Origin of the sequence: Halospina denitrificans (genome assembly GCF_004364635.1) — a bacterium.
In the GTDB taxonomy this organism is placed as follows: domain Bacteria; phylum Pseudomonadota; class Gammaproteobacteria; order Pseudomonadales; family Oleiphilaceae; genus Halospina; species Halospina denitrificans.
In genome coordinates this window covers 527,996-551,643 of the sequence record NZ_SOAX01000001.1, presented here as the reverse complement: position 1 = coordinate 551,643, position 23,648 = coordinate 527,996, and the positions used below count along the sequence as shown (strand labels likewise).

Genomic DNA, 23,648 nt, shown 5'->3' with positions numbered 1-23,648 from the left:
TTTCAAGCCCCATTACGAAGAAAATTCTAACATTGTGGTCGATCGTTGATTTTGGCCACAACTGGTTGTTGAAAAGCCAAAATAATGAATAGACGAACGCCACTACCGATAGCATCGAGAGCCAGAAAGTAAGAGATTCAAGTGTAACCACTCTCTTATAGGACTCGAACTGGTCATGATACCTGTTGATGGTTCTAAATGTATGATTCATATACTTAACAGAGATTACACCGCGTTCTGTATGATTGAATATACAAACTTTCTGAATAACACCATAGTTGCGAGTCTCGCCCTCTGACGCTTTTGATCTACAAAACAATAGCCTAGCCGATGGCTGGGATTCGGTCTATGTAATCGTTTGAATTCCCGTTTTCGGGTAGGCAACGGTAGGGTCGAACTCGAGATGCCAGCGGTATGGAGTCAGTCCTGTTAAAGCAGGTCCACGCTGATATGCTCCGTCACGGCATCAGCCAACCGGTCCAGCTCTGCCAACCTGTGTTGCTGATAATCAGTGATGGCCTGGCCGTTTTGTAGACCGGCCCATACCAGCAGGATGTCGCAGGCCTCTGCGTCATCAAACACCCCATGGATGTAGCAGCCAGCCACGGCCTGATCCTGGCTGATCGCCCCATCCGGTCGCCCATCCAATGAAACCAACGGCCGCTCCAACGCCCTCCCAGTCGTCACCCCGTTATGAATCTCATACCCACTCATCGGCGTCCCGCTTTCCGCAAACACCCCGGTCACCCTTCGCAGCTGCTTCCCTTCCACCAGCCGCGTCTCCAGATCCAGCAGGTTCAACCCTTCGGTTCCGCCGGGCTCGCCTTCGATACCGTCCGGGTCGGCGATGGTTTTGCCCAGCATCTGGAATCCGCCACAGATCCCGAGCACCTTGCCGCCGTAGCGCAGGTGGCGCTGGATATGGTCGTCCCAGCCCTGGGCCTTGAGCCATTCGCGGTCGGCTCGGGTGCTCTTGCTGCCGGGGAGGAGGATGAGGTCGGCGCCGGGTTTGGGTTGGTCGGGGCCGATGAACTGGAGGTCCACTTTGGGGTGGAGGCGCAGCGGGTCGAAGTCGTTGTGGTTGCTCATTCTGGGGAGCGCGGGGACGACGACTTTGAGGGCGTCTTCGTCGGCCTCGGTGCCGGTGAGGCCGACGCTGTCTTCGGCGTCCAGGATGAGGCCCTGGAGGTAGGGGAAGACGCCGACGACGGGTTTGCCGGTGTAGTCTTCGAGCCACTTGAGGCCGTCTTCGAGCAGGGCCGGGTCGCCCCGGAAGCGGTTGATGAGCAGGCCGGTGATGCGGTCGCGTTCGGACTGGGACAGGAGCTGGAGGGTGCCGACGAGCTGGGCGAAGACGCCGCCGCGGTCGATGTCGCCAACGAGCAGTACGGGGAGGTCGGCGGCTTCGGCGAAGCCCATGTTGGCGATGTCGTTTTCGCGCAGGTTGATTTCGGCGGGGCTGCCGGCGCCTTCGACGATGATCACATCATAGCGAGCCTTGAGCGCTTCCCAGGCGGCCATGACGCTCTTGCGGGCTTCTTTTTTGAAGCCGTGGTAGTCGACGGCGTCCATGTTGCCGTAGACCTGCCCTCTCAGGATGACCTGGGCGCCGCGGTCGGTCTGGGGCTTGAGAAGCACGGGGTTCATGTCGCTGTGCGGCTCAATGCCGCAGGCCAGGGCCTGGAGGGCGGTGGAGCGGCCGATCTCGCCGCCGTCTTCGGTGACGGCGCTGTTCAGGGCCATGTTCTGGGGCTTGAACGGGGCCACGGAGACGCCCTGGCGGTGGAGCCAGCGGCAGAGGGCGGCGACGATGGTGCTCTTGCCGGAGTCCGAGGTGGTGCCCATGACCATCAGCGATTGCATGTTACAGCTCCACTCCTTTCTGGGCGCGGACGCCGAGGTCTTTGAAGGCGTGCTTGACGATCTGCATGTCGGTGACGGTGTCGGCCAGGTCGATGAGTTCTTTGGGGGCGTTGCGGCCGGTGATGACGACGTGTTGCATGTCGGGGCGGTTCTGGAGGTCGTCGAGGACCTGGTCGAGGTCTAGGTATTCGTAGCGCAGGGCGATGTTGAGTTCGTCGAGTAGAACGAGGCCGTAGCTGTCGTCCTGGAGCATGCGTTGGACTTCTTTCCAGGCGTTTTCGGCGGCTTCGACGTCTTTTTCTCGGTCCTGGGTGTCCCAGGTGTAGCCCTGACCCATGACGTGGTAGTCGACGTTGGGTTGGTCGCGGAAGAAGCGTTCTTCGCCGGTTTGCATTTTGCCTTTGATGAATTGGACGATGCCGACTTTCATGCCGTGGCCTAGGGCTCTTGCGGCCATGCCGAAGCCGGAGGAGCTTTTGCCTTTGCCGTTGCCGGTGGTTACTAGTAGGACGCCCTGGTCTTTTTGGGCTTTGGCCATGCGGTCTTCCATGACCTGTTTCTTTCTGGCCATTCGTTTGGCGTGACGTTCCGGATCTTTTGCATTCTCTCTCATTGTAGATCTCCTGGTTTGGTGCCTGGGGGGTATGGCCGGGGCGTCGTCTCCGGGAACCGCCAACAAGTACGTCCGTGTAGGCTGCCCTCCGCCATCCATGGCTCCGGAGCTTCCCGGAGACGACGCCCCGGCCATACCCCCTTCTGATATCGAGTTAGGTTAGGGTTTGAAAAGGTTCGCTACCAGTTTTGGGGCTGTTGGGAAGTAGCCGTGGAAGTAGCTTGCGGTTAGGGAGCCTTGTTTGAAGACTCGTTCGCCTTCGCTGCCGTTCTTTTTCGTGGTTCGCATCCAGGGTTCCAGTTCCGTTTCGAGTTCGGAGTGGTGGAAGGTGTGGCCTCTGAGTTCGCCGTTTTCGGTGTTGAGGGATTGGATGCCCAGGGCTTTGAGTTTGGGGGCCATGGATACTTTGCCGGGCATTAGGGCGTAGAGGCTGTGTTCGGTGCCGTCTTCGGGGTCGGTCATGGTTTCGGTGCAGGCCATTAGGCCGCCGCATTCGGCGTAAATCGGCTTTCCGGCCTGGTGGTGGGCCTGGATGGCGGCTTTCATTGCTTCGTTGTCGGCGATGGCCTGGCCGTGGAGTTCGGGGTAGCCGCCGGGGAGCCAGAGGGCGTCGGCTTCGGGGAGTTCTTTGTCCGCTAGGGGGGAGAAGAACTTTAGGTTGGCGCCCATGGCTTCTAGGAGCTCTGTGTTGGCTCGGTAGATGAAGGCGAAGGCGGGGTCTTTGGCTATGGCGATGGTGGTGCCTTCTAGGAGTTTTGGGGGTTGTTCCGGGATTGTGGCTTCCAGGGGGACCTGGGCTGGGAGTTGGTCGAGGCCGGCTTCTTTGAGCACTTCCGCTGCCGCGTCGAGCTGGGTATCCAGGTCGGTGATTTCATCGGCTTGGACGATTCCCAGGTGGCGGTCGGGGATGTCGAAAGCTTCGTTTCTTGGGATGGCGCCGAGGAGGCTGATGTCGTCTGGCAAGCTCTCTTTGCACAGGTGGGCGTGGTAGCCGCTGCCGGTGCGGTTGGCGATGACTTCCTTTACCTCCAGATCGTCGCGGTATCTTGCGAGGCCGAGGGCGATGGCGCCGAAGGTTTGGCCCATGGCGTTGGCGCCGATGACGGGGAGTGCGGGGATGCCGCAGGCTACGGCCATGTCGGCGGTGCTGGGGTCGCCGTCGAAGAGGCCCATGGAGCCTTCGACCAGTATTAGGTCGGCGGTTTGGGCGGCTTCGGCCAGGCGCCAGCGGACTTCTTCCAGGCCGGTCATCCAGCCGTGGATCTGGTAGACGGGGTTGCCGGAGGCTTTTTCGAGGACCATGGGGTCGAGGTAGTCGGGGCCGTGTTTGAAGACTCTTACGGTGCGGCCTTCGTTTTTGTGGAGGCGTGCCAGGGCGGCGGTGACCATGGATTTGCCGTGGCCGCTTCCTGGGGCTGTGATCATGGCGGCGGCTGTTGTGCCTTTTATCGTCTGATCTGAATTGGTCATCTTTCAAGACTCCGTGCGTTGTGAGGGAGCGGGGACCTGCTTCCGGAAATCGCCACAAGTACGTCCATGTAGGCTGCCCTCCGCCATCCATGGCTCCGGAGCTTCCCGGAAGCAGGTCCCCGCTCCCTCACGCTTTGAATTTGGTGCTGGCTGCTGGTTGTTTGCATGGTCTGGCTCCGCTTCTCTTCCACGCTTCCACCGCTACTTGTAGGACGGGACGAAGACGGGGGCGCCGTCGACTTCGGCTTTCGCCAGGGGCTGGCCGTATAGGTTTTCGAGGGCGCCGGGTTGGAGCATGCTTTCGGATTCGCCCCAGCAGGCTTCGCCGTTGGGGTACAGGAGCAGGAGGTGGTCGCACCATCTGGCGGCGAGGTTGAGGTCGTGGAGGCACATGACGACGGTGCTGCCTGCCTTGGCCTGCTCGGAGAGGAGTTCCATGACGGCGACCTGGTGGCGAAGGTCGAGGTGGTTTGTGGGTTCGTCGGCGAGCCAGATGTTGGGGTTCTGGGTTAGTGCTGTGGCCAGGGCGACTCGTTGGCGTTCGCCGCCGGATAGGGTGCTTACTGGGCGGTTTTCGAGGGCTCTGAGTTCGAGGCGGTCGAGGGCTTTTTCGGCCATGGCGAGGTCGTCGCCGCCTTCGAGTTGCCATGGCGAGAGGAACGGGTGGCGGCCAATTAGGGCGGTTTCGAGGACGGTGGCGGGGAAGCCGTCCTGGCGTTCCTGGAAGACGTAGCCGAGTTGTTGGGCGATGGTGCTGCGGCGGAGTTTCTGGATGGAGGTGCCGTCGATGTGCACTTCGCCGGATCTGGGTTGGTTGAGGCCGCCCAGGGTGTGCAGGAGTGTGCTTTTGCCGGCGCCGTTGGGGCCGAGGATGCCCCAGGTCTGGCCGGGTTCCATGCGGAAGCTGAGCGGGCGGCCGTCGGCTCGTTCGGGGATGTCGATGATGAGTTCGCGGGTCTCGAGGACGGTCATCAGCGGCTCCGGTACAGCAGTACGAGGAATGTGGGCACGCCGAGCAGTGCGGTGATGACGCCGACCGGCAGCTGTTCCGGGGCGATGACGATGCGGGCGAGTGTGTCCGCGAGTGTAAGCAGCGCGCCGCCGCCGAGGGCGCAGGCCGGCAGGATCAGGCGTTGGTCGTTGCCGAGGACGAGGCGGAGCATGTGGGGGACAACGAGGCCCACGAAGCCGATGCTTCCGGCGGTGGTGACGGCCAGTGCGGTGAGCAGGCTGGCGAGGATGTAGATGGTCCATTCCAGGGGGCGCACGGCGACGCCCAGGGCGGCGGCCTGCAATGGGCCGCGGGCGAGGACGTTGAGGCTGCGGCCCAGTGGGATGACGAGCAGACAGACGAGCACGAGCAGTACCAGTGCCGGCCAGGGGGTCTGGGCGTAGGTGAGGTCGCCCATGAGCCAGTAGAGCATGCCGGGGAGTTTGTCCTTGGGGCCGACGGCGAGCATCAGGGTGATGACGGCGCCCCAGCCGGAGGCGACGACCACGCCGGTGAGCAGCAGCCTTGCGGGGGTCCAGCTTCCGGTGCCGTGGGCGAGGCCGAAGACCAGGAAGGTGGACAGGAGCGCGCCGGCGAAGGCGGAGCCCGACAGGAGAAAGGCGCCGGTGCCGGCGAGCATGGCGGCGAGTGCGCCCACGGCGGCGCCGCCGGAGACGCCGAGGACGTAGGGGTCGGCCAGCGGGTTGCGCAGCAGGATCTGCATGAGTGCGCCGGCCATGGCAAGCAGGCCGCCGGTGGCGAAGCCGGCGAGTGCGCGTGGGGCGCGGAGTTCCCAGACCAGGGTATTGTGGAGGCTGCTGCCCTCCCCCGTGATCACGGCCCAGAGCTCGGCCGGGGGAATGGCGACACTGCCCACGGCCACGGCCAGCAGGAGTGCTAACACGCCGAAGAGCGCCAGCCAGACCAGGGGCAGGAAGGGACGCCAGGGTGAAACGGCCACGGACACCGGCCGTTTCTGGGCCAGGGTTTCAGCGCCGGTCACGGGCCTGCTCCAGTTTTTTGCACATGGTTTTGCCGCCTTCGAGCAGGCGCGGCGTTGGGCGCTGGATGGTGGACGGGGGCACGAAGAAGAGGTTGTCGCGGCTGGTGGCGGTCAGGCTTTCGTACTCTTCCCAGGCGGTCAGCCAGTCGCGGTTTTCCTCGCCCATGCCGCCGGCGATGATGGCTTCCGGGTCGGCGGCGAGGACGGATTCGCGGTCGATGCGCGGGACGAGGCGGTCCAGGTCCGCAAAGACGTTCTCGCCGCCGCAGAGTTCCACCACTTCATGGATGAAGTGCTCGCCGTTGATGGTCATCAGCGGTTCATCCCAGACCTGGTAGAACACCGGTACCGGGGGTGCGTCGCTGTAGCGTTCGCGCAGTTCGTCAACGCCCGCGCGGAACGTCTGGGCCCGCTCGTTGCCGGCTTTTTCGGTTCCAGCGAGTGTGGCCAGGCGCTCGATGTTGGAGGCGATGGTGTCGAAGTCGCGGGGTTCGGTGAAATAGAGAGTCTGGCCCAGTTCCTGGAGCCGGTCGGTCTGCTCTTTGGGGTTGCCGGTGGCCCAGGCGATGACCAGGTCCGGTTTCAGGGACAGGAGTTTTTCCATGTCCACCCGGGTATGGCTGCCGACGCTGGTAACGGACTTGGCTTCTTCCGGGTAGTCGCTGTAGCTGACCACCCCGACGACGGCATCACCGGCGCCGGCGGCCCAGATGAGCTCCGTAGCGCCCGGCGAGAGCGCGACGATGCGCTCGGCGGACTGGTCGAGGCAGACCTCGCGATCCCTGTCGTCGGTCACGCATACCTCTGCCGTGGCGCTCAGGCTGAACGCGGCCAGGAGGACGGCACTGATGGGGGCCCGCAGCGTCGGTATCATCGGGTTACTGTCCCTTGCCTTTGTCGATCATGATCATGCGGCCCGTTTCCGGGTCTCGGTAGACCTGGCCCATGGGCTGGTAGCCCTCGCCGGTTTCGCCGGCGCCTTCGGGCAGTTCGGGCATTTCGCGGCCGGCTTCCACGTCCACGCCGCTTTCCATGGGGTTGTCGGCCCTTTCGGAGGCGGCGAGTGCGACCATCAGGCCGACGGCGAAGACGAGCATGATGTCGGCCATGTTGGCGAGTGGGCCCATGGGGTCTTCGTCGGTGATGTCGAAGCGGCTGCGGCGGTAGCTGGGGATGCTCATGGCTGGGCTTCCTCCAGTTCGGCCATGGCGCCATCATACCAGCGCCGGCGTGCGCGTCCGAGCATGAAGCCGATGATGCCGGCGAGCAGGCCGAGGACGGTGGTGTTGAAGGCGACGGTGACGGCTTCGGCGAGGATGTCGAGGTCGCCGCGTCCCAGGGCGGCGAGGCCGGGGCCCAGCGGGATCAGGGTGCCCATCAGGCCCATCATGGGGCCGATTCGGGCGATGAGGTCGGCGCGGTCGATGCGGCGTTGGGCTCTTGCGGCGATGGCGTTGGTGTTGCCGGTCTGGATCATGCGGCGGAGGCCGCCGGTGCGTTCGCCGATGGCGAGGCCGGTTTCCCAGAGGGCCAGTGCGATCAGGGCCAGGAGGGCGATGATGACGGGCTCCAGGAGGTAGCTGACCATGGTGTCCATGATGTCTAGCGTTGCTGATGTGAACATTGTTGCCTCTTTCGATCCTGAATCATCTTGGTGTCTGAAACTTCTGGTCCCAGATTTCTGGATTGGGACGGAGGGTGTGGGGATGTTCTCCGGGAATCGCCACGAGTACATCCATGTAGGCTGCGCTTTGGCCATCCATGGCCAAAGAGCTTCCCTCCGAACATCCCCACACCCTCCTTGCCTTATTCGTATTTAACGGGCACGTCTTCCTTGTGCTATGCCGCCTCCGAGAAGGATTAATGCGCCGGCGCCGATTAGCCAGGGGAGAAGAACTTCGCCGCCTTCGGCGGAGGCTTGTTCTTCCTTGGCTTGGTCGGACTTTTTGTCCTGCTTCTTCTTTTGGGTCTGTTGTTTGGCTTTTTCAGCGGCTTCCTGCTGCTGTGGTTTCTGTTTCATGCTGACTTCGCGCATGCTCACCGGCTGCTGGGCCTTGGATTTCGGGGCTTCCATGCGGGCGGCATCCAGGACGGCTTTGAAGTCTTCTTTGAGTTCGGCGTCATCCAGTTGGTCGGCCACCCACTTCATTGTGGGGTGGTCGGGTCTGGTGTGGCCGCTGCCGGGGAGGCCGTTTTCGACGACGAGTTGGGCGAAGTCGTTGCGCAGTTTATCGAGGGTTTCCTCGTCCGGCTTCCAGAATTCGCGCTGGGCGGCGACGAGGGCGATGGCCTGCATGTGGGTTTTGACGTGGACGTTGTGGTCTTTTTCGAGGAACTCGTCCACACCGAGGTTGTGGCGGTCTTCGAAGTAGACGTCGTTGATGTCGTCCCACACGGAGGAGTTGACCACGTCAGGGCTTGTGACCTGCCAGCCCCAGAGGTTGTCCATGAAGTCGGCGGACATGGTGCGCGCGCCGGCGTAGCCCTGTTCCATCAGTGGCTTGATCCACTGCGGGTTGAGGTTCTGGCCGCGGAGTTCGCTCATCAGGGCCTGTTGCAGGGACTCGACCCTGGGGTTGTCCGGGTCGGCGTGCATGAGGACGCGGTTGTCCGGGGTGTCGCCGGTTTCGTGTTCCACGGCCATGGAGAGGCCGCCCTGGAAGTCGAAGCCGTCGTCGTTGTCGAGCAGGCCGTAGACGTGGCTGGCGCGGCCCAGATAAGTGCGGCCGACGTTGGCCAGGCGGTCCTTAAACGCGTCGTGCGCGGGGCGGCCGCCCTGTTTGTCGCCGCCGAAGGCGTAGCCCATGCGGCGGGTGTAGGCGTCGGCGACCTTGCCGCGGTCGTCCCAGGCGCCGGAGCGGTCGGCGAGGCGGTTGACGCCGGCACCGTAGGAGCCGGGGGCGGTGCCGAAGACGCGCAGGGCGGCGTCGGTGCCGGCTTTCTCGGCGTCGGTGCCGTTGGCCATCATGGCCTTGGTGTCGGCGACCCAGCGGGCGGCGACGTCGTTCTCGGACAGGCTTTCATTGCCCGGATCGCGCATGTCTTCGGGCAGCGGTTCCATGGCCGCTTCAAGGGCGCGGTCCAGCTGGGGGTGCTTTTCCATGATGGTCTTGTAGGCGCCATCCAGCGCCAGGCGCGAGGCCTGGTCGAGCAGCACGAGCTGGTCCTCGTAGAGGTCCCGGAACAGGCCGGATGTGGTGAAGAGGGCGTCGCGGCGACGGGCCCGGTCTTCCAGGGGCATGCGTTCAAGGCCTTCGACGATGCCACGGGAGTTCCACTTGGGCTTGATGCCGAGCATGTCCAGGCCGAAGGCAATCATCACGCCCTCATCGCGGACGGTGTCCGAGGCCCAGAGCACAATCGCTTCGCTGCCCTCGGCCTTGGGGTCGCCCTTGTTACGGGCGTCCTTGGCCATGTCGGCGCCGAGGGACCAGGCGACGCGGGTGGGCACGAGGTCGCTGGAGAGCGCGTGGAAGTTGCGGCCGGTGGGCAGCACTTCCGGGGTGCGCACGGGGTCGTTGCCCTGGCCCGGTGGTACGAACTGGCCATCCAGTCCGGCAAGCAGGTTGTTCATTTCCTCGCCGGGGGAGGCCTTGAGTTTCTCGCGCCAGTCGGGCTTGGGCTCTTCGTCGTCGCCGGCCATGGAGCTGAGCATGGTGTCGATGCCTTCCTGGTCCCAATCGCGTCCGAAGACGTGCAGGCCCAGGGGCATGAAGCTTTCCTGCATGGTGGTCAGGTAGTGGCCCACTTCGTGCACCAGGAGTTCGTCGTCCACGTCTTCCAGGTGGACGGTTTCCTCGTCGTGGTGGTGCTCGTGGCCGTGTTCATCACCATCGTCGTGAGCGTGTTCATGCGCGTGCTCGCCGCCCTCTTCCGGGGCTTCGGCATCCTCATGCTCGTGATGGTGCTCGGATTCGGCGTGTTCTTCGCCTTCCTCGTGTTCGCCCTCTTCTTCTCCTTCTTCCTCCTTGTGCTCTTCCTCACCATGGTGGTGTTCGGCCGCGAGCTCCTTCTCAATGTCCTGGACCATGTCCAGTTCCTGGAGACGCTTGCGCAACTCCTTGACGGCACGATCACGAGCTGAGGAGTCCGGATCGTTGGAGGATTCCCAGGTTTCGACGAGCTGGCGCAGTTCCAGCAGGTTGTCGTAAAGCTTGGTGGTTTCCAGCGGCGGCGTGAGGTGGCTGATCATCACGCCCATGGCGCGGCGCTTGGCCTGGATGCCCTCGCCTACCCCGTCGACGATGTAGGGGTAGATCACGGGCAGGTCCTTGGCCAGAAGCTCGGGGTAGTCGTCCTCGGCCAAGCCGGCGCGGCGCCGGGGTAGGAACTCGCGCGTTGAGTGGCGACCGAGGTAGACCAGCGCGTCCGCGTTGAAGTCCTTGCGCAGCCACTGGTAGAAGCCGACGTACTGGTGCGTGGGCGGGAAGGTGGTGTTGGCGTGCAGCAGCTCCTCGCTCACTTCCCAGCCACGCGGGGGCTGCGGGCCGACGAAGACGTTGCCGAAGTGGATGCCGGGGAACAGCATCTCTCCCTCGTGGACCATGGAGCGGCCCGGTGCCTCGCCCCAGCCGGAGAGGCCGGGAATGCCGGTGCGGATCAGGGCATCGCGGATGCCGGTGACCTTGTCGGTGGACTCGGCTTCGTCGCGAAGCACCGCCTGCCAGCCGGCCTGGTACTGATCGAGCAGATCCAGGGCACGCTGGGTGGCGTCGTGCTCGTAGTTGCGCAGCATGTGGCGCAGGTCCTTCACGCCATTCTTCAGCAGGTCGTCACCGAGCTTGGTGTGGCCGTTTTTGGCGGCGTTTTTCAGCTGGGCGTGCAGGTAGCCCACGGGACCGTTCTCCATCTCGGCCTGGACGGCGCTCGGCAGTTCCTTGAACCGTTCCAGGTAGGTTTCCTTGCTGATGGAAGGCACCTTGCCCGCCAGTTCTTTCAGGCCGGATTCCTGGTCGGGCAGGTTCACGCCGCGCTCCTGGATCTGGTCCAGCAGGGCGTCCGCCGATTCGGGCAGCTCGCCGGTGTCATAGCCGGCGGCCTTGAGCTGCTGCAGGATCTCGAACAGGGACTCGGGGACGTTGAGCTTGTCCGCGCCGATGTTCTGCCGGCCCGGGGGGTGGTTGTAGTAGACCAGGGCCACGCGTTTGTCCGAGTTGTCCTTCGTTTGCAGTGTTACCCAGCGATCCATGCGGTTCGCAAGGGCGTTGACGCGCTCTTCCACCGGCGTGGTGAGTGTGAGCTCCACCCCGGTCAGTTCGTCAATGCGCGGCGGTTCGGCCACGGCCAGCACCATGGGCTGGCTGATGCCCTGGAGTTCCGGCATGGCGAGCTGGTAGTGGACGGAGTCCCAGGGCAGGCCTTCGTCGGAGAGCAGCCATTCCGGCTGGGTCATTTTCGAAAGGCGCATACCCTTGATGACGGGCACGTCCAGGTCCTTGAAGGCTTTCGTTACGGCGCGGCGGCCATCACCGCCGCCGACGGTGAAATACTGGAGGCTGACAATGCCGGACAGGGTCGCCGGCTGAATGCGTTCCTCCAATGTCTCCACTGCCTCGACACTGGCTCCACCCCAGCGGGCCAGTATGGTGAAACACTGGATATCGCGTTCTTCCATCTGCTCACAGGCGGCATCGAGCAGGTCCCGGTCGCCGGGGCGGTCGCCGGAGTCCAGGTCCAGCAGGGCCACGGCCGGGCCTTCATCCAGGTTCAGCGAATCCGGATCGGCGCTCGCCTCACCATCGCGGTAATAGCGGATGGGTTCCCGGGGCTTCGGCTCCGGCACGTCGATGTCCTGCCCGGCCTGGGCGAGCAGCCAGCGGAAGAGGCCGTCCATGTGCTCGGGGCTGCGGCCCTGATAGAAGGCGCGACCCTTGAGCCACTCGGACTGCTCGGGCCAGGCCTCCCGCTGTTCGGCCAGATGCACGGATGGGTCTTCCCCGGGCTCGGGGTTGGACACCATCTCGTTGATTTCCTTGTCCGAGAGCGGGTCCATGACCCTTTCACCGTCTAGCCGCGCCAGGCGTGTAATGCCCCGCTTGCTGTTCATGGCCATGATGGGCACGTCGGCGCCCGGCCCCTGGTCGCGCACCAGCCGGCGGATGCGGCCGGACTCCTCGCCAAAAACAGCTGCCAGCACCATGGCGTCCGCCTCCTTCCAGAGGCGGGTGACCTGCTCGTCGGAAAGATCCTTCAGCTGCTTGGGCGTCCGGAGCACGATCTCATGCTCGGGGAAGGCCTCCAGGTGTTCCTCCGCCCCCGCCGCCATCTCGGCGGAGGAGCGGTCGGAGACGATGCCGACGATGGTGGCGGCATTGGCCACCGACGCCATCAGCATCAAGGCGAGCAGACACAATCCCTGTCGCATTACGGGGCTCCGTAGCGGATGCTGGCGAACACGGCCCGGCCGGCAGCGAGGTCATCCTGGGCGGTCTCGTACTGACGGTCGAAGACGTTGTCGATGGTGAAGCGCGCAAGCAGCTTCTCGGTCAGCGACACACCCACCCGCAGGTCAGCCGTGGCGAAGCCGGGGAGCTTGTCGTTGTTTTCCGCATCGTCGTAGCGATCACCCTCAACAATGCCGGTTACGCCAAAGCTCACCGGGCCTTCGGAATAATCCACATCAACACGGGCACTCTGGATGGTACGACGGCGCAGGCGATTATCACGAACAGCCGGGTCATCGGAGCGGTTTCGCGGATCCTGCAGTGTCAGTGCCGACTGCAGCTCCCAGTTGCCACGCATCATGCCGCCGGTCAGTTCCGCGCCACGGATGCGTGCTTCGTCCACGTTGACGGGCCGGGTGACGCCGCTGCCGTCCGCCTGGTTCTGGATGAGGTCCTCAACATTGGTCTCGTAGAGGGCCAGGTCCCAGTAGTAGTTCTGGTACTGGCCACGAACACCCAGTTCAACGGTGTCGGAGGTTTCCGGATCCAGGTCTTCGTTGCCTTCAAACTGGAAGCCGAACCCGAAATCCGTGAAGGGAAAGTAGAGGTCGTTGAAGGTCGGCGCCCGGAAGGCGGTGCCGTAACTGGCCCGAACCCGGTGGCTGGCATCCAGGCGATAGCCCGCGGCGACACTGCCGGTCACTTCCTCTCCAAAGCCCTCGTTGTCATCCCACCGGACACTGAGCTGTGTGTCGAAGCGGTCGTACTGGCTGAGAAGCTGGGTAAACAGGGAGGTGTTGTCGCGGCTGTCTTCGGTGAAGTTCGCCGTGGTATCCACGTCATCCACGTAGTATTCGGCGCCAGCGATCCATTCATGGCGCCCCAGATCCAGGGTGTTTTCCCAGCGTGCCGTGCGGGTTCGGGTATCGAAGATGCTGCCCGAGGCAAATTCCTGCTCGTCGCGGGATTCGCTCATCTGGACACTGGTTGTCCAGTCCTCGGTTACCGGCGTCTCGCCCTTCACGCCAAGGGTCTGTACCACGAACTCGTTGCTGCCGCCGTCGAATTCAGTTTTGCCCTGGCTGCGCAGGCCAAGTACGCCGAGTGTCGCGCCATTATCAAATTCGTGCTCCACGCTGGCGGAGCCGGCGGCGTTGCGGAAGCCCCGATCCTCCCCGCCTTCGCTGATGCGCGTGCCTTCGGTATCCACATGATTGCCCTGGATGCTGTAGCGGGTATTGCCTTCCTTACCGCTGGCACCAGCACCGGCTTCGCGGGTTGAAAAGCTGCCGCCGCCGACTTCAGCCCACTGCCTGTCCTGGTCACCCTCTGGAATCGTAAAGCCCTGCACGACGCCACCAACCGCGTCCGCACCATAGAGCGAGCCCCGGGGCCCACGCACGACTTCCATGCGGTTCACGAGCTGGGGCGGTATGAACTGCCAGGGCGCGCCGCCACTGGTGGCGGAACGGATGCGGATGCCATCCAGAAGGAAGAGGGTTGATTCTGAGCCCGTGCCCCGGGTGTAGACACTGGTGGTCTTGCCATAACTGCCATTGGAGACCAGGTTGATCCCGGGCTGGGCCTGGAGCACATCGGCGATCTCCCGGGGGTTCTGGCGTTCCATCATTTCCGGATCGATCACGGTTACCGATGACAGGCTTTCGTTAACCGTTTCTGAACCCAGGGTGGACGTTACGACGATGGGGTCCAGATCAAAGTCTCCCTCGGTATTCGATTCCTGGGCATTCGTGGCGGTTGCCGCCAGAGAAAGACTGATGGCGAGTGCGAGTGGTGTTTTCAGGTTTGTGTGCATAATCCAGTTCCCTGTTTCTGCCGTACTTCCCCGCACGGCATGAAAAGATGCGCTGCGGAAAACAGGGCTCAGGGACAGGCGGCGGATGGAGAACTGCATTTGCGGGTTATCCGCAGGGGAAGATCCGACCGGCCTGCCGCTGCCCTCCGCAACGTTCGGCGATCCTTCCAGGCCGGTCTACGGGCTGATGAGCGAACCTTTCCGGGTTCTGGACGACCGCCTTCCCATGCTTCTCTGGCACAGTGGCGCGATGGTCGTCTTTGACTCAATCACCGTTGCGGGGGCAGCGCCGGACTCGCCACTTCGGACTCTCAGGAACAATGGCTCACCGGCTTCCCGTTTCATCCCGGCTTATGATTACAGCCGGGAAACCTGAAGGGATGCGAACAGTACCAAGGCGGCGAGCTTCGGTCAATTGGGCCCAATGGCGTCCAGTGCCCTTTCCAGGTGCTGCCACTCCGCCTCGGTGCCCGGCAGGCCGAAGCGCAGCGCGGGAGGGCCATCAAAGACGCGGACCAGAACCGCCTGTTTCGCCAGAGCATCGGCGACTGATTGGGGATTATTGTGGGGACAGTAGACGAACAGTGGCGTGCTTCCCTTCGGAGTCAGCCCAGCTTTGCTGAGCGTCCGGAAGAGGCGTTCAGTGTCCGCGTTCAGGCGGGTGGCCGTGGCGATCTGCCAGTCACTGTCCGTAAACGCCTGCTGCATCACGTAGCGCGCAGGGTGGCTGACGGACCAGGGGCCCAGCATCGCCCCGAGCTGATCGCAGAGAGTAGCAGGCCCGAACACCAGCCCGGCCCTCAGGCCCGCCAGCCCGAAGAACTTGCCCAGTGAACGGTACACCACCAGGCCAGGACGTCCGGTCTCCGGAGCCAAAGTCTGTTCCGGCTCCGCATCCATAAAGGCTTCGTCCACCACAAGCCAGCCGCCCTGCTCTGCCAGGCGCTCGTGGCATTCCATTAGGCGGGCTCTTGTGACCTGCTCGCCGGTGGGATTATTGGGGTTGATCCAGACCAGGGAATCCAGGCCAGTAAGATCCTCGTCCGAAGGCAGATCCGCGAAGGGAATGACCTCATGCCCGGCAGCCCGCCACCATTCGGCGTGCTCGGCGTAGGCAGGAGAGGGTACGCCAATTCGCCCGGGGGTTCTTAAACGGGGCAGTGCCTGTATGGCCGCCTGGGTTCCCGCCACCGGAAGGCATCCAGCCTTCTCCGGCGCACCGGCCCACTGCCGTGCCGTGGCCGCCAGTCCGTCATCATCCTCGGGCAGGCGTTGCCACACCTTAGTCGGGATGGCGGGCACCGGCCACGGCCGGGGATTGATGCCCGTGGACAGATCGAGCCATTCCTCCAGCGGTATGCCCCACTCCCGCGCCGCCTCATTGAGACGACCGCCGTGCTGTACCGACATTTACAGGATCCCCCAGCCCAGTGATTCAACCACCACCATGATAACCACGGCAGCCGCCAACCACAGCAGCAGGCTGCGACGGATCAGCGCTACGGCCTCCGGAATCGTTTCCGCAGTGGCCGACTTGCCGCTGCCCAGAACCGGCCGCTCCCGCCAGCCCTCGTGATAGGGCGCCCCACCACCAAGCTGGACACCCAGCGCACCCGCCCCTGCGGCCATCACCGGGCCCGCATTGGGGCTCTCCCATTCCGGCGCCTGGGTCTTCCAGCACCTGAGTGCCAGGCGTGTACGGCCAGCCAGAGCATACCCCAGCGCGGTAAGCCGGGCTGGAATCCAGTTGAGCGCATCATCCAGCCGGGCCGCCACGCGCCCGAAACGATTGAACCGTTGCGAGCGGTAACCCCACATGGCATCCAGGGTGTTCGCCACCCGATGCAGTATCAGCCCCGGCAACCCTGCCACCAGGAACCAAAACAGGCTTGCGAAGACGGCATCGGCACCGTTCTCCAGCAGGGATTCCGTGGTGGCGGTGGCAATGCCAGTTTCATCCAGTGCCCGGGGATCCCGGCTGACCATCATACCCACCCGTTCACGCGCGCCGGTCAGATCACCCGAGACCAATGGCCGATACACCGCCATGCCGTGCTCCGCCAGGCTGCGGTGGCCGATGCAGAGCCAGAGCACCACCGTGCTGACAATCACCCAGGGGATGGCGGGAAGCAACGAAAGTAAAAATGACACGCCCAGGAACGGGAGCAGCAGGATCACCACGGCCAGCGCCCCGGCCGTAATACCGCCCTTCCCGTTCCGATTGAACCGCGTCTCCAGCTGATCCACGCACCAGCCCAGGCCGACCAGCGGGTGGCACCGGCGCGGCTCACCGACCAGGCGGTCCAGAACAAGGGCTGCAAGGCAGACTATGACAAAAAGAATCATGAACCTGATTCCGACATGACGATACGAGGCCCGCGAGTGTACTTTAATCGGCCCAAAACGTCCCGCTGGCTCCTTCGGCGATTACTGAGCATTGACACCCCAATCGGTAACAACATGGACATAAAACTTCGCACCAAGATAAAATCCATTTATAGGCAGGTCAGGACGGCCAACCAAGAAACTCAAGGAGAGAGAAATGCCAGAAATAGCCTTTTCCCAGTGCCATCAAACACCGCACAGCCTGATCGGAGACGATCCCTATCAGCTTGAGCGTTTTCGCACCATTAATGGTCTTGGGACATACGACAAGATGCGTCCCGGTCGAGTCTATACTTTGGACCTGGATCACCCGCAAGCCAGCAACATAGTCGCCCATCTGAACGCGCTGCCTCTCGAAAAACGCAAGAGCCTTGCGCAGGTCACCAAAGAGGCTGGTGAAGAAACCCATGCGCTTGCCGCTTCATCCAGAATAATCTTGATCGTGAATCCCTTGCTTTGATCAACACAGCTGTCGCTGCTGGCACTCAGGCGGGACGCGAACGACTCAATGGCTTCCAAAAAGCGGTCGCAGATTACCAGAAAGCCCTGCTGGATCTAAGGGACCGGATGAAGACGGATACTGGCCCGGGCCGAGGGGCACGCCTTGCCAAGCTGCGCCAGAATGCCCGCGTGGCTTTTCAGAACCTTAATGAGCAATACGCCACCGAACTAGATCGCTACGCTCCAGAGGCGTTTAGGGCAAAGAACCGGGGAACAGCACTGAGTAACGCCAAACGGGGCATTACTCTTGCAGAAAGAAGCGCAGGGTCTGCAAAAGTGGATCCGCACCTTCAGGTTACCGATATGATTCAGGCTAGCCGTATACGATATCTCGCCGGGGCGCTGAACGTACTCGGTCGCATAGCACCTGTCGCCGATGCCGGATTACGTACCCACAAGGTAACTTCAGTCCGGGAAGAAGGAGGCGAGTGGTTGCGTGAAAGTGTGGCCCAGATGACAGGTTTCGGTTTTGCGGGAGCCCTCGGCGGTATAGCAGGAAAAGCAACCTATGTTGGTGGCACCGCAATCGCTGCTAAAGCAGGCCTGCTACTTGTTGGGCCTGTAGGGTGGGCGGCAGTCGGCACTATTTTATTGGTAACGGCCGTTACAGGTTTTACCGCCGCATACTACTCTGACCAGATCGGTCAATACATCGCTGAAACGCTATGGGATTGGAGCGACTAATGGGGCCTTCTGCAGATATCGGGGTTATTTTTTCGTTTCTCGGGGCCGGCCTGTTCATCATCCTCGCCGTTTCATGGATTGCCTTTGCCAGGCTTTCCATGACAGGCATCGAACGACGGTTGAAGGATTCGGGTATTGCTCGACCTTGCCCTTGGGATGGAATTGGCTATCGCGCCCTCTGGTACGCCTGGGCGATATCCGTGCCCATTGGAATATTCAATCCCCGCAATGATCCCTCTATTGATGTGCCCGTTGTTAGGGAGTTTTCAACCTCATTTGACCGCACGCTTGCGCGAATCTTCATTATATCCGCTGTGGTAGCCACCATTTTCATTCTTGGAGGCGGGTTGCTGCTCGATATCCAGTAGATACGCCCTGACCAGGGATTTAGAAACTGAAAACGCGGACGAACCTGAAGAAACGCCCAAAGCCAATCAGATAAACTGGCGTACCACAGCCGCCGCAACGAACCCCGCCCCAATGGCCGGCAGCGACCGCCCGGTTGCAATCATAATAACAGCCGTCGTGAGAAGCGCCGCTTTTGCACCCAGATCGCCAGCAAAGGCCATGGGCACCACAATGGCAATCAGCACGGAACTGGCCATGGCGCTGATGAAGCTCTCCACCCGGCGGTTCAGCGGGACATGCTCCATCAGGAAGGCGCCGCCGAAGCGGGTTCCGAGAGTCACCAGGGCCATTACCGCGATGATGGCCAGGATCCCGAGCGTGGTTGTCTCAATGCTCATAGCGCGGTTTCTCCAGCCAGAAGAGGCCGACGACGCCGCCCGCCAGGGCCCCGACTACCACGTGCATATGCGGAGGCAACCATAGCCACGCCAGCACGGCAGAGATTCCGGCCACGGTCCAGGCCAGCAGGATGCGGCGGGATTTCGGGCCTCCCAGCGCCATGGCCAGCAGGAAACACCCCAGAACCATGTCCAGGCCGAAAGCCTCCGGATTCTGCAGTAATCCCCCGAAATAGGTGCCGAAGACAGTGCCGGCCACCCAGGCCATCCAGAGTGCCAGCCCGCCGCCCAGAACCGCTTCCAGATTCTGGGTCCCGGCCTGGTACTGCTGGAAGGAACGGGCCCAGTTGGCGTCAGTCAGCACCAGAAGGATGCCATAGCGACGGCCTGGCGGAAGACGGCGCAGCATCGGGAACAGGGCTGCGCCCATCAGGATGTGTCGGGAGTTGATGGCCAGGACAATGGCAATGAGCGGAATCAGCGAGACCTCCTGGCCCCACAACCCCAGAACCGCAAACTGGGCAGCCCCGGCAAACACCGTTGCGCTCATCAGCCCCGCCTGCCAGGACGCAAGTCCGGCCTGTACGGCGGCCAGTCCGAAGGCGACGCCAAAGATGGCCACGAAAACCGCAATGGGCAGCAGCTGGACAAACTCGGCTCTCACCCGCTGAGCCTGAAAAAGATATCGCTCGGTTTCGTTCTCTGCAGCCACGATTCCCGTCAGCCCTGAAGCAGTTGAGGAGGAATCGAGTCTAGGAGGCCGGCTTCATCGCGTAAAGCAATAGCGGCTCCGCCCGATCGCCCTGAAACAATTTGAACCCTATCTAGTATGAACTACCTAGAATCGCTCCCTATCCTTTCTGTGACTTGCTTCACAATCCGAACAGCAATGCGCAACCAAGGGAGTGTCTTATCATGGAATGCAAACACCGCCACGCCTGGCTTCTCGCACTGACGGCCTTTGTCCTCACCGCCTGTGTCGCCACGGTCGAACCCGAATGGGTCGCCACCTACCTGCACAAGCCCAACACCGGCACTGACCAGATCACCTGGTTGAACGATATGACCGTGGACAGCCACGGCAACGTCCTGGCTGCCGGTACCGGCATCAATGTGGATACCAGCGACGGTCTTGATCGCAGCGAGGATGCCCTGCTGGTCACCATCGGCCCGGAGGGCAATGTGCTGCGGGCCACGGATCTTGATCTTGCCGGCGGCGCCCACCGCAGCGACGACAAGGCCCGGCTCATGGCCCTGGACCCGCAGGACAATGTCTACATGGTGGTCCACCAGTATGCGGTGATCGATGACCAGGGCCAGAGCACCTCCTGGCTGGTCAGCTTCGATCGCAACGGCACGCTGCGCTGGAAGGAACAGATCAGTGACGACAGCGACGTGCGAGGCCTGGCTTGGCATCAGGGCCGGATCTACACCACCGGCGACCAGACCCTGGCACACGACGCCAGCGGCAACGAAACCCTGCGCATTCCTCATGAAAGCGCTCGGCGCGCGAGCATCGATTTTGCGGACAACGGCGATATTGTCGTCGCCGGCAGTGGCACCGTGAGCCGCCACGCCCCCAACGGCGATGCCCGCTGGAGCTACACCTCAGACCGCGACCTGATCAACAACGGCACCGTCCTGGTCAGCCAGTCCGGTAACGTGGTCTACGCCGAAGGCACCGAGAACGAACGCGGCGGCGCGGCCGTGATCCAGCTGGATACCCAGGGCAATAAAGTCTGGTCCAGCACCTTCGCCCCTGCCCGCTCGTCCTATGGCGCCGCCGGTCCGGCACTGCTGCAGGAGGATTTCCGGGGCGACCTGTACCTGGTGGCTTCCAACTCCGACGGGCGCCGCATGGCCAAGCTGGATTCCGCCGGCGGAACCTACTGGAACAAAACCAGCGGCGAGGGCATTGTCCAGGACGCGGGCCTGACCGATGGTGGCCTCTTCCTGGTCGGTAACGGCTATGACGAGAAGCGCGATGCGTCCGACGGCAGCCAGATTGCCGAGGCAAAGCTTGGTCGCACCGTCCAGAATACACAGGGTAGCCTGGCCCTGGATGGCAACCGCATCTACAGCGGCTATGCGGCCGTGGACGACGAGAACCGCTTCGAGATGCATGTTCGCCGCTTCGCGGACCAGTAACAGCCCCCTGGCTCCATCCCTGACCAACGCGCTAGAGTAAGCCCTTTACTTGAACCGGAGAGTCAGCGATGGAGTACCTGAACTGTGTGGAGAAAGCCACCGGCGACAACCCTGATGCCAGTGTCATCTGGCTGCACGGCCTGGGTGCCAGTGGGCATGATTTTGAGCCCATCATCCCGCACCTGGGCCTCCCCCAGGACGCCGCCGTACGCTTTGTCTTCCCGCACGCCCCGGAGATTCCGGTAACCCTCAACGGCGGCATGGTCATGCCCGCCTGGTACGATATCCGTTCCCTGGACCGCCAGGGCGATGTGGACGAGGAGGGCATCCTCGCTTCCGTTGGGCGCACCCGGGACCTGATCCACCGCGAGATGGAGCGTGGCGTGCGCAGCGACCGTATCGTAGTTGCCGGCTTCTCCCAGGGCGGTGCCATCGCCTACCACACCGCCCTGACCTTCGAGCAGCCGCTCGCCGGCCTGCTGGCGCTGTCCAGCTACTTCGCCACAGCCCGGATCACCACGCCTTCCGAAGCCAACAGGAAGCTTTCCATCTTCGTGGCCCATGGCACCAATGACCCGATGCTGCCGGAGTTCCTGGGGCGCGAGTCCGTGGACCACCTGAAGAAGCTGGGCTATGACCCGGACTACCGGACCTATCCCATGGAGCACGAGGTGTGCCTGGAAGAGATCCAGGCAATCGGGGAATGGCTAAGATCGGCGCTCTTCCGATAGGGATTACCTATCGGTCTGGTGCGAAAATGCAACTTAAGCACTTGCGCGGTAATTGGTATAGATTGGTGGGATACGACAGGCAGTAACACCCACGCAGCAATCATTGGAGAGCAACATGGGAGCAAATGGATCCGCAGGCAAGTGCCCGGTCATGCACGGTGCCAACACGGAAGCCGGCCAGTCGGTCATGGAGTGGTGGCCGAACAGCCTGAACCTGGACATCCTGCACCAGCACGACCGCAAGACCAACCCGATGGGCGAGGACTTCAACTACCGCGAAGAAGTCCGCAAGCTCGACTTCGACGCCCTCAAACAGGACGTCAAGGACCTGCTGACCAACAGCCAGGACTGGTGGCCCGCCGACTATGGTCATTACGGCGGCCTGATGATACGCATGACCTGGCACGCCGCCGGCAGCTACCGGGTATTTGATGGCCGTGGCGGCGCTGGCACTGGCAACCAGCGCTTCGCCCCGATCAACAGCTGGCCGGACAACGGCAACCTGGACAAGGCGCGTCGCCTGCTCTGGCCGATCAAGAAGAAGTACGGCAACAAACTGAGCTGGGCCGACCTCCTCGCGCTGGCCGGCAACGTTGCCTATGAATCCATGGGCTTCAAGACCTTCGGCTTTTCCTTTGGCCGCGAGGACATCTGGCACCCCGAGAAGGAAGCCTACTGGGGTAGCGAGAAGGAATGGCTCGCCACCAGTGACAACGAAAACAGCCGCTACGACAAGAGCCGCGACCCGGAATCCCTGGAGGATCCCCTTGCGGCGGTCATGATGGGCCTGATCTACGTGAACCCGGAAGGCCCTGACGGCAACCCCGATCCGCTGGAAACCGCCAAGGACCTGCGCGTCACCTTTGGCCGTATGGCGATGGACGATGAAGAGACCGCAGCGCTGACGATTGGCGGCCACACCGTGGGCAAGTGCCACGGTAACGGCAATCCCGACAATGTCGGCCCGGCACCCGAAGGGGCGGACGTTGAAGAGCAGGGTCTTGGTTTCAACAACAAGGTCACCCGTGGCGTTGGTCGCGATGCGGTCACCAGTGGCCTGGAAGGGGCCTGGACCACCAACCCGACCCAGTGGGACCACGGCTACCTCGAGATGCTGTTCAACCACGAGTGGGAGAACGTCAAGAGCCCGGCCGGCGCCAACCAGTGGCAACCGGTGGACATCAAAGAGGAAGACAAGCCGGTCGATCCGGAAGATCCCTCGGTCCGCGTTATGCCCATGATGACCGACGCCGACATGGCGATGAAGGTGGATCCGGGCTTCCGCGAGATTTCCGAGAAGTTCCGCAAGAATCCGGAACTGCTGGATGACGCGTTCGCGCGCGCCTGGTTCAAGCTGATCCACCGTGATCTGGGCCCGAAAGATCGCTACATCGGCCCGGAAGCACCGACCGAGGACCTGATCTGGCAGGATCCGGTTCCCGCCGGCAGCACGGACTACAACGTGGAAGCGGTTAAGGAAAAGATCGCGGACAGCGGCCTCAGCATCGGCGACATGGTCGCCACCGCCTGGGACAGCGCCCGCACCTTCCGCCATTCCGACATGCGCGGCGGCGCCAATGGCGCACGCATCCGCCTGGCACCCCAGAAGGACTGGGTGGCTAACGAGCCGGATCGCCTGACCCGCGTCCTGAAGGTACTGGAACCGATCGCCTCCGAAAGCGGCGCCAGCATTGCGGACGTGATCGTGCTCGCCGGTAATGTGGGCATCGAGAAAGCGGCGAAGGCCGCCGGTCACGACATTGTCGTACCCTTCACGCCGGGTCGCGGTGATGCTTCCGAGGAAATGACCGATGCGGATTCGTTCAAGTGGCTGGAGCCGCTGTCGGATGCGTACCGCAACTTCCTGAAGAAGGACTACGACGTGAAGCCGGAAGAGCTGATGCTCGACCGCACCGAGCTGATGGGGCTCACCGGTCCGGAAATGACCGCGCTGGTCGGCGGCATGCGCGTGCTCGGCACCAACCATGGCGGCACCAAGCATGGCGTGTTCACGGATCGCGAAGGTCAGCTGACCAACGATTTCTTCGTGAACCTGACCGACATGAGCTACAGCTGGGTACCGACCGGCGAGAACCTCTACGAAATCCGCGATCGCAAGACGGACAAGACCAGGTGGACCGCAACGCGCGTCGACCTGGTGTTCGGCTCGAACTCGATCCTGCGGTCCTACGCAGAGGTTTACGCGCAGGACGACAACCAGGAGAAGTTCGTTAAGGACTTCGTCAAGGCGTGGACCAAGATGATGGACGCGGATCGCTTCGACGCAGCGTAAGCCGCGCATAGCGCCTCTCGG

At 62.7% G+C, this 23,648-nt stretch carries 20 protein-coding genes and 1 riboswitch; of the genes, 6 read left to right on the top strand and 14 right to left on the bottom strand.

Annotated features, from left to right (window positions below):
- Positions 1-429 precede the first annotated feature (429 nt).
- The 12 genes from DES49_RS02605 to cbiB form a co-directional block, all read right to left on the bottom strand.
- On the bottom strand, positions 430-1,863 hold the full coding sequence (locus DES49_RS02605; RefSeq protein ID WP_133734809.1) for a cobyric acid synthase: 1,434 nt from the start codon (positions 1,861-1,863) through the stop codon (positions 430-432).
- A 1-nt stretch (position 1,864) separates the two neighbouring features.
- Entirely contained in the window at positions 1,865-2,476 is a 612-nt protein-coding gene (cobO, locus tag DES49_RS02600; protein WP_133734808.1) for a cob(I)yrinic acid a,c-diamide adenosyltransferase, read from the bottom strand.
- A 159-nt stretch (positions 2,477-2,635) separates the two neighbouring features.
- A complete protein-coding gene (locus tag DES49_RS02595) occupies positions 2,636-3,946 on the bottom strand; it encodes a cobyrinic acid a,c-diamide synthase CobB (RefSeq protein WP_133734807.1) in 1,311 nt (436 codons plus the stop codon).
- 201 nt (positions 3,947-4,147) lie between these two features.
- Positions 4,148-4,918, bottom strand: a complete 771-nt coding sequence (locus tag DES49_RS02590; protein WP_133734806.1) for an ABC transporter ATP-binding protein — start codon at positions 4,916-4,918, stop codon at positions 4,148-4,150.
- Positions 4,918-5,871 carry a FecCD family ABC transporter permease gene (locus tag DES49_RS02585; RefSeq protein ID WP_133735033.1) on the bottom strand — a complete coding sequence of 318 codons (954 nt, stop codon included), beginning with the start codon at positions 5,869-5,871 and terminating at the stop codon, positions 4,918-4,920. Before DES49_RS02585 ends, DES49_RS02590 begins: the two co-directional genes overlap by 1 nt.
- Before the next feature lie 55 nt (positions 5,872-5,926).
- Positions 5,927-6,814 (bottom strand): cobalamin-binding protein, encoded by an 888-nt coding sequence (locus tag DES49_RS02580; protein WP_133734805.1) that lies wholly within the window; start codon positions 6,812-6,814, stop codon positions 5,927-5,929.
- 4 nt (positions 6,815-6,818) lie between these two features.
- On the bottom strand, positions 6,819-7,121 hold the full coding sequence (locus DES49_RS02575) for a DUF2149 domain-containing protein (RefSeq protein WP_133734804.1): 303 nt from the start codon (positions 7,119-7,121) through the stop codon (positions 6,819-6,821).
- Complete coding sequence (locus tag DES49_RS02570) at positions 7,118-7,564, bottom strand: MotA/TolQ/ExbB proton channel family protein (RefSeq protein WP_133734803.1); 447 nt, start codon at positions 7,562-7,564, stop codon at positions 7,118-7,120. The genes DES49_RS02575 and DES49_RS02570 overlap by 4 nt, the downstream gene beginning before the upstream one ends.
- A gap of 192 nt (positions 7,565-7,756) precedes the next feature.
- Positions 7,757-12,304 (bottom strand): cobaltochelatase subunit CobN, encoded by a 4,548-nt coding sequence (locus tag DES49_RS02565; RefSeq protein ID WP_133734802.1) that lies wholly within the window; start codon positions 12,302-12,304, stop codon positions 7,757-7,759.
- Positions 12,304-14,139 carry a TonB-dependent receptor domain-containing protein gene (locus tag DES49_RS02560; protein WP_133734801.1) on the bottom strand — a complete coding sequence of 612 codons (1,836 nt, stop codon included), beginning with the start codon at positions 14,137-14,139 and terminating at the stop codon, positions 12,304-12,306. Before DES49_RS02560 ends, DES49_RS02565 begins: the two co-directional genes overlap by 1 nt.
- 153 nt (positions 14,140-14,292) lie before the next feature.
- Positions 14,293-14,530, bottom strand: a riboswitch (cobalamin riboswitch).
- Between the two features lie 20 nt (positions 14,531-14,550).
- On the bottom strand, positions 14,551-15,549 hold the full coding sequence (gene cobD, locus DES49_RS02555; protein WP_133734800.1) for a threonine-phosphate decarboxylase CobD: 999 nt from the start codon (positions 15,547-15,549) through the stop codon (positions 14,551-14,553).
- On the bottom strand, positions 15,550-16,485 hold the full coding sequence (gene cbiB, locus DES49_RS02550) for an adenosylcobinamide-phosphate synthase CbiB (RefSeq protein WP_208297004.1): 936 nt from the start codon (positions 16,483-16,485) through the stop codon (positions 15,550-15,552).
- A gap of 196 nt (positions 16,486-16,681) precedes the next feature.
- Here cbiB and DES49_RS02545 point away from each other — a divergent pair, with 196 nt between their 5' ends.
- From DES49_RS02545 to DES49_RS02535, 3 genes are read left to right on the top strand one after another with little or no spacing between them, the layout of a single operon-like run.
- A complete protein-coding gene (locus tag DES49_RS02545; protein WP_133734799.1) occupies positions 16,682-16,984 on the top strand; it encodes a hypothetical protein in 303 nt (100 codons plus the stop codon).
- Positions 16,981-17,709, top strand: coding sequence for a hypothetical protein (locus DES49_RS02540; protein ID WP_133734798.1), 729 nt, complete (start codon positions 16,981-16,983; stop codon positions 17,707-17,709). The genes DES49_RS02545 and DES49_RS02540 overlap by 4 nt, the downstream gene beginning before the upstream one ends.
- Positions 17,709-18,077: a hypothetical protein gene (locus DES49_RS02535; RefSeq protein ID WP_133734797.1), complete on the top strand. Its 369-nt coding sequence runs from the start codon at positions 17,709-17,711 to the stop codon at positions 18,075-18,077. The genes DES49_RS02540 and DES49_RS02535 overlap by 1 nt, the downstream gene beginning before the upstream one ends.
- Before the next feature lie 66 nt (positions 18,078-18,143).
- Here the strand turns inward: DES49_RS02535 and DES49_RS02530 are convergent, their stop codons facing one another.
- Together DES49_RS02530 and DES49_RS02525 are read right to left on the bottom strand one after the other, a co-directional pair.
- Positions 18,144-18,455 (bottom strand): AzlD family protein, encoded by a 312-nt coding sequence (locus DES49_RS02530; protein WP_133734796.1) that lies wholly within the window; start codon positions 18,453-18,455, stop codon positions 18,144-18,146.
- Positions 18,445-19,119, bottom strand: a complete 675-nt coding sequence (locus tag DES49_RS02525; protein ID WP_243864829.1) for an AzlC family ABC transporter permease — start codon at positions 19,117-19,119, stop codon at positions 18,445-18,447. Before DES49_RS02525 ends, DES49_RS02530 begins: the two co-directional genes overlap by 11 nt.
- A 251-nt stretch (positions 19,120-19,370) precedes the next feature.
- Here DES49_RS02525 and DES49_RS02520 point away from each other — a divergent pair, with 251 nt between their 5' ends.
- The 3 genes from DES49_RS02520 (at position 19,371) to katG (ending at position 23,627) form a co-directional block, all read left to right on the top strand.
- Positions 19,371-20,603, top strand: a complete 1,233-nt coding sequence (locus DES49_RS02520; RefSeq protein ID WP_133734794.1) for a hypothetical protein — start codon at positions 19,371-19,373, stop codon at positions 20,601-20,603.
- A 68-nt stretch (positions 20,604-20,671) separates the two neighbouring features.
- Positions 20,672-21,334, top strand: a complete 663-nt coding sequence (locus DES49_RS02515; protein WP_133734793.1) for an alpha/beta hydrolase — start codon at positions 20,672-20,674, stop codon at positions 21,332-21,334.
- A gap of 115 nt (positions 21,335-21,449) precedes the next feature.
- Entirely contained in the window at positions 21,450-23,627 is a 2,178-nt protein-coding gene (katG, locus tag DES49_RS02510) for a catalase/peroxidase HPI (protein ID WP_133734792.1), read from the top strand.
- Positions 23,628-23,648 lie beyond the last annotated feature (21 nt).

Coding starts and splice junctions, on each gene's coding strand:
- DES49_RS02520 (WP_133734794.1), top strand. CDS start 19,371: ATGGAATGCAAACACCGCCACGCCTGGCTTCTCGCACTGACGGCCTTT.
- katG (WP_133734792.1), top strand. CDS start 21,450: ATGGGAGCAAATGGATCCGCAGGCAAGTGCCCGGTCATGCACGGTGCC.
- DES49_RS02605 (WP_133734809.1), bottom strand. CDS start 1,863: ATGCAATCGCTGATGGTCATGGGCACCACCTCGGACTCCGGCAAGAGC.
- cobD (WP_133734800.1), bottom strand. CDS start 15,549: ATGTCGGTACAGCACGGCGGTCGTCTCAATGAGGCGGCGCGGGAGTGG.
- DES49_RS02530 (WP_133734796.1), bottom strand. CDS start 18,455: ATGAGCATTGAGACAACCACGCTCGGGATCCTGGCCATCATCGCGGTA.
- DES49_RS02560 (WP_133734801.1), bottom strand. CDS start 14,139: ATGCACACAAACCTGAAAACACCACTCGCACTCGCCATCAGTCTTTCT.
- DES49_RS02570 (WP_133734803.1), bottom strand. CDS start 7,564: ATGTTCACATCAGCAACGCTAGACATCATGGACACCATGGTCAGCTAC.
- DES49_RS02565 (WP_133734802.1), bottom strand. CDS start 12,304: ATGCGACAGGGATTGTGTCTGCTCGCCTTGATGCTGATGGCGTCGGTG.
- DES49_RS02575 (WP_133734804.1), bottom strand. CDS start 7,121: ATGAGCATCCCCAGCTACCGCCGCAGCCGCTTCGACATCACCGACGAA.
- DES49_RS02590 (WP_133734806.1), bottom strand. CDS start 4,918: ATGACCGTCCTCGAGACCCGCGAACTCATCATCGACATCCCCGAACGA.
- DES49_RS02545 (WP_133734799.1), top strand. CDS start 16,682: ATGCCAGAAATAGCCTTTTCCCAGTGCCATCAAACACCGCACAGCCTG.
- cobO (WP_133734808.1), bottom strand. CDS start 2,476: ATGAGAGAGAATGCAAAAGATCCGGAACGTCACGCCAAACGAATGGCC.
- DES49_RS02580 (WP_133734805.1), bottom strand. CDS start 6,814: ATGATACCGACGCTGCGGGCCCCCATCAGTGCCGTCCTCCTGGCCGCG.
- DES49_RS02595 (WP_133734807.1), bottom strand. CDS start 3,946: ATGACCAATTCAGATCAGACGATAAAAGGCACAACAGCCGCCGCCATG.
- cbiB (WP_208297004.1), bottom strand. CDS start 16,485: ATGATTCTTTTTGTCATAGTCTGCCTTGCAGCCCTTGTTCTGGACCGC.
- DES49_RS02535 (WP_133734797.1), top strand. CDS start 17,709: ATGGGGCCTTCTGCAGATATCGGGGTTATTTTTTCGTTTCTCGGGGCC.
- DES49_RS02515 (WP_133734793.1), top strand. CDS start 20,672: ATGGAGTACCTGAACTGTGTGGAGAAAGCCACCGGCGACAACCCTGAT.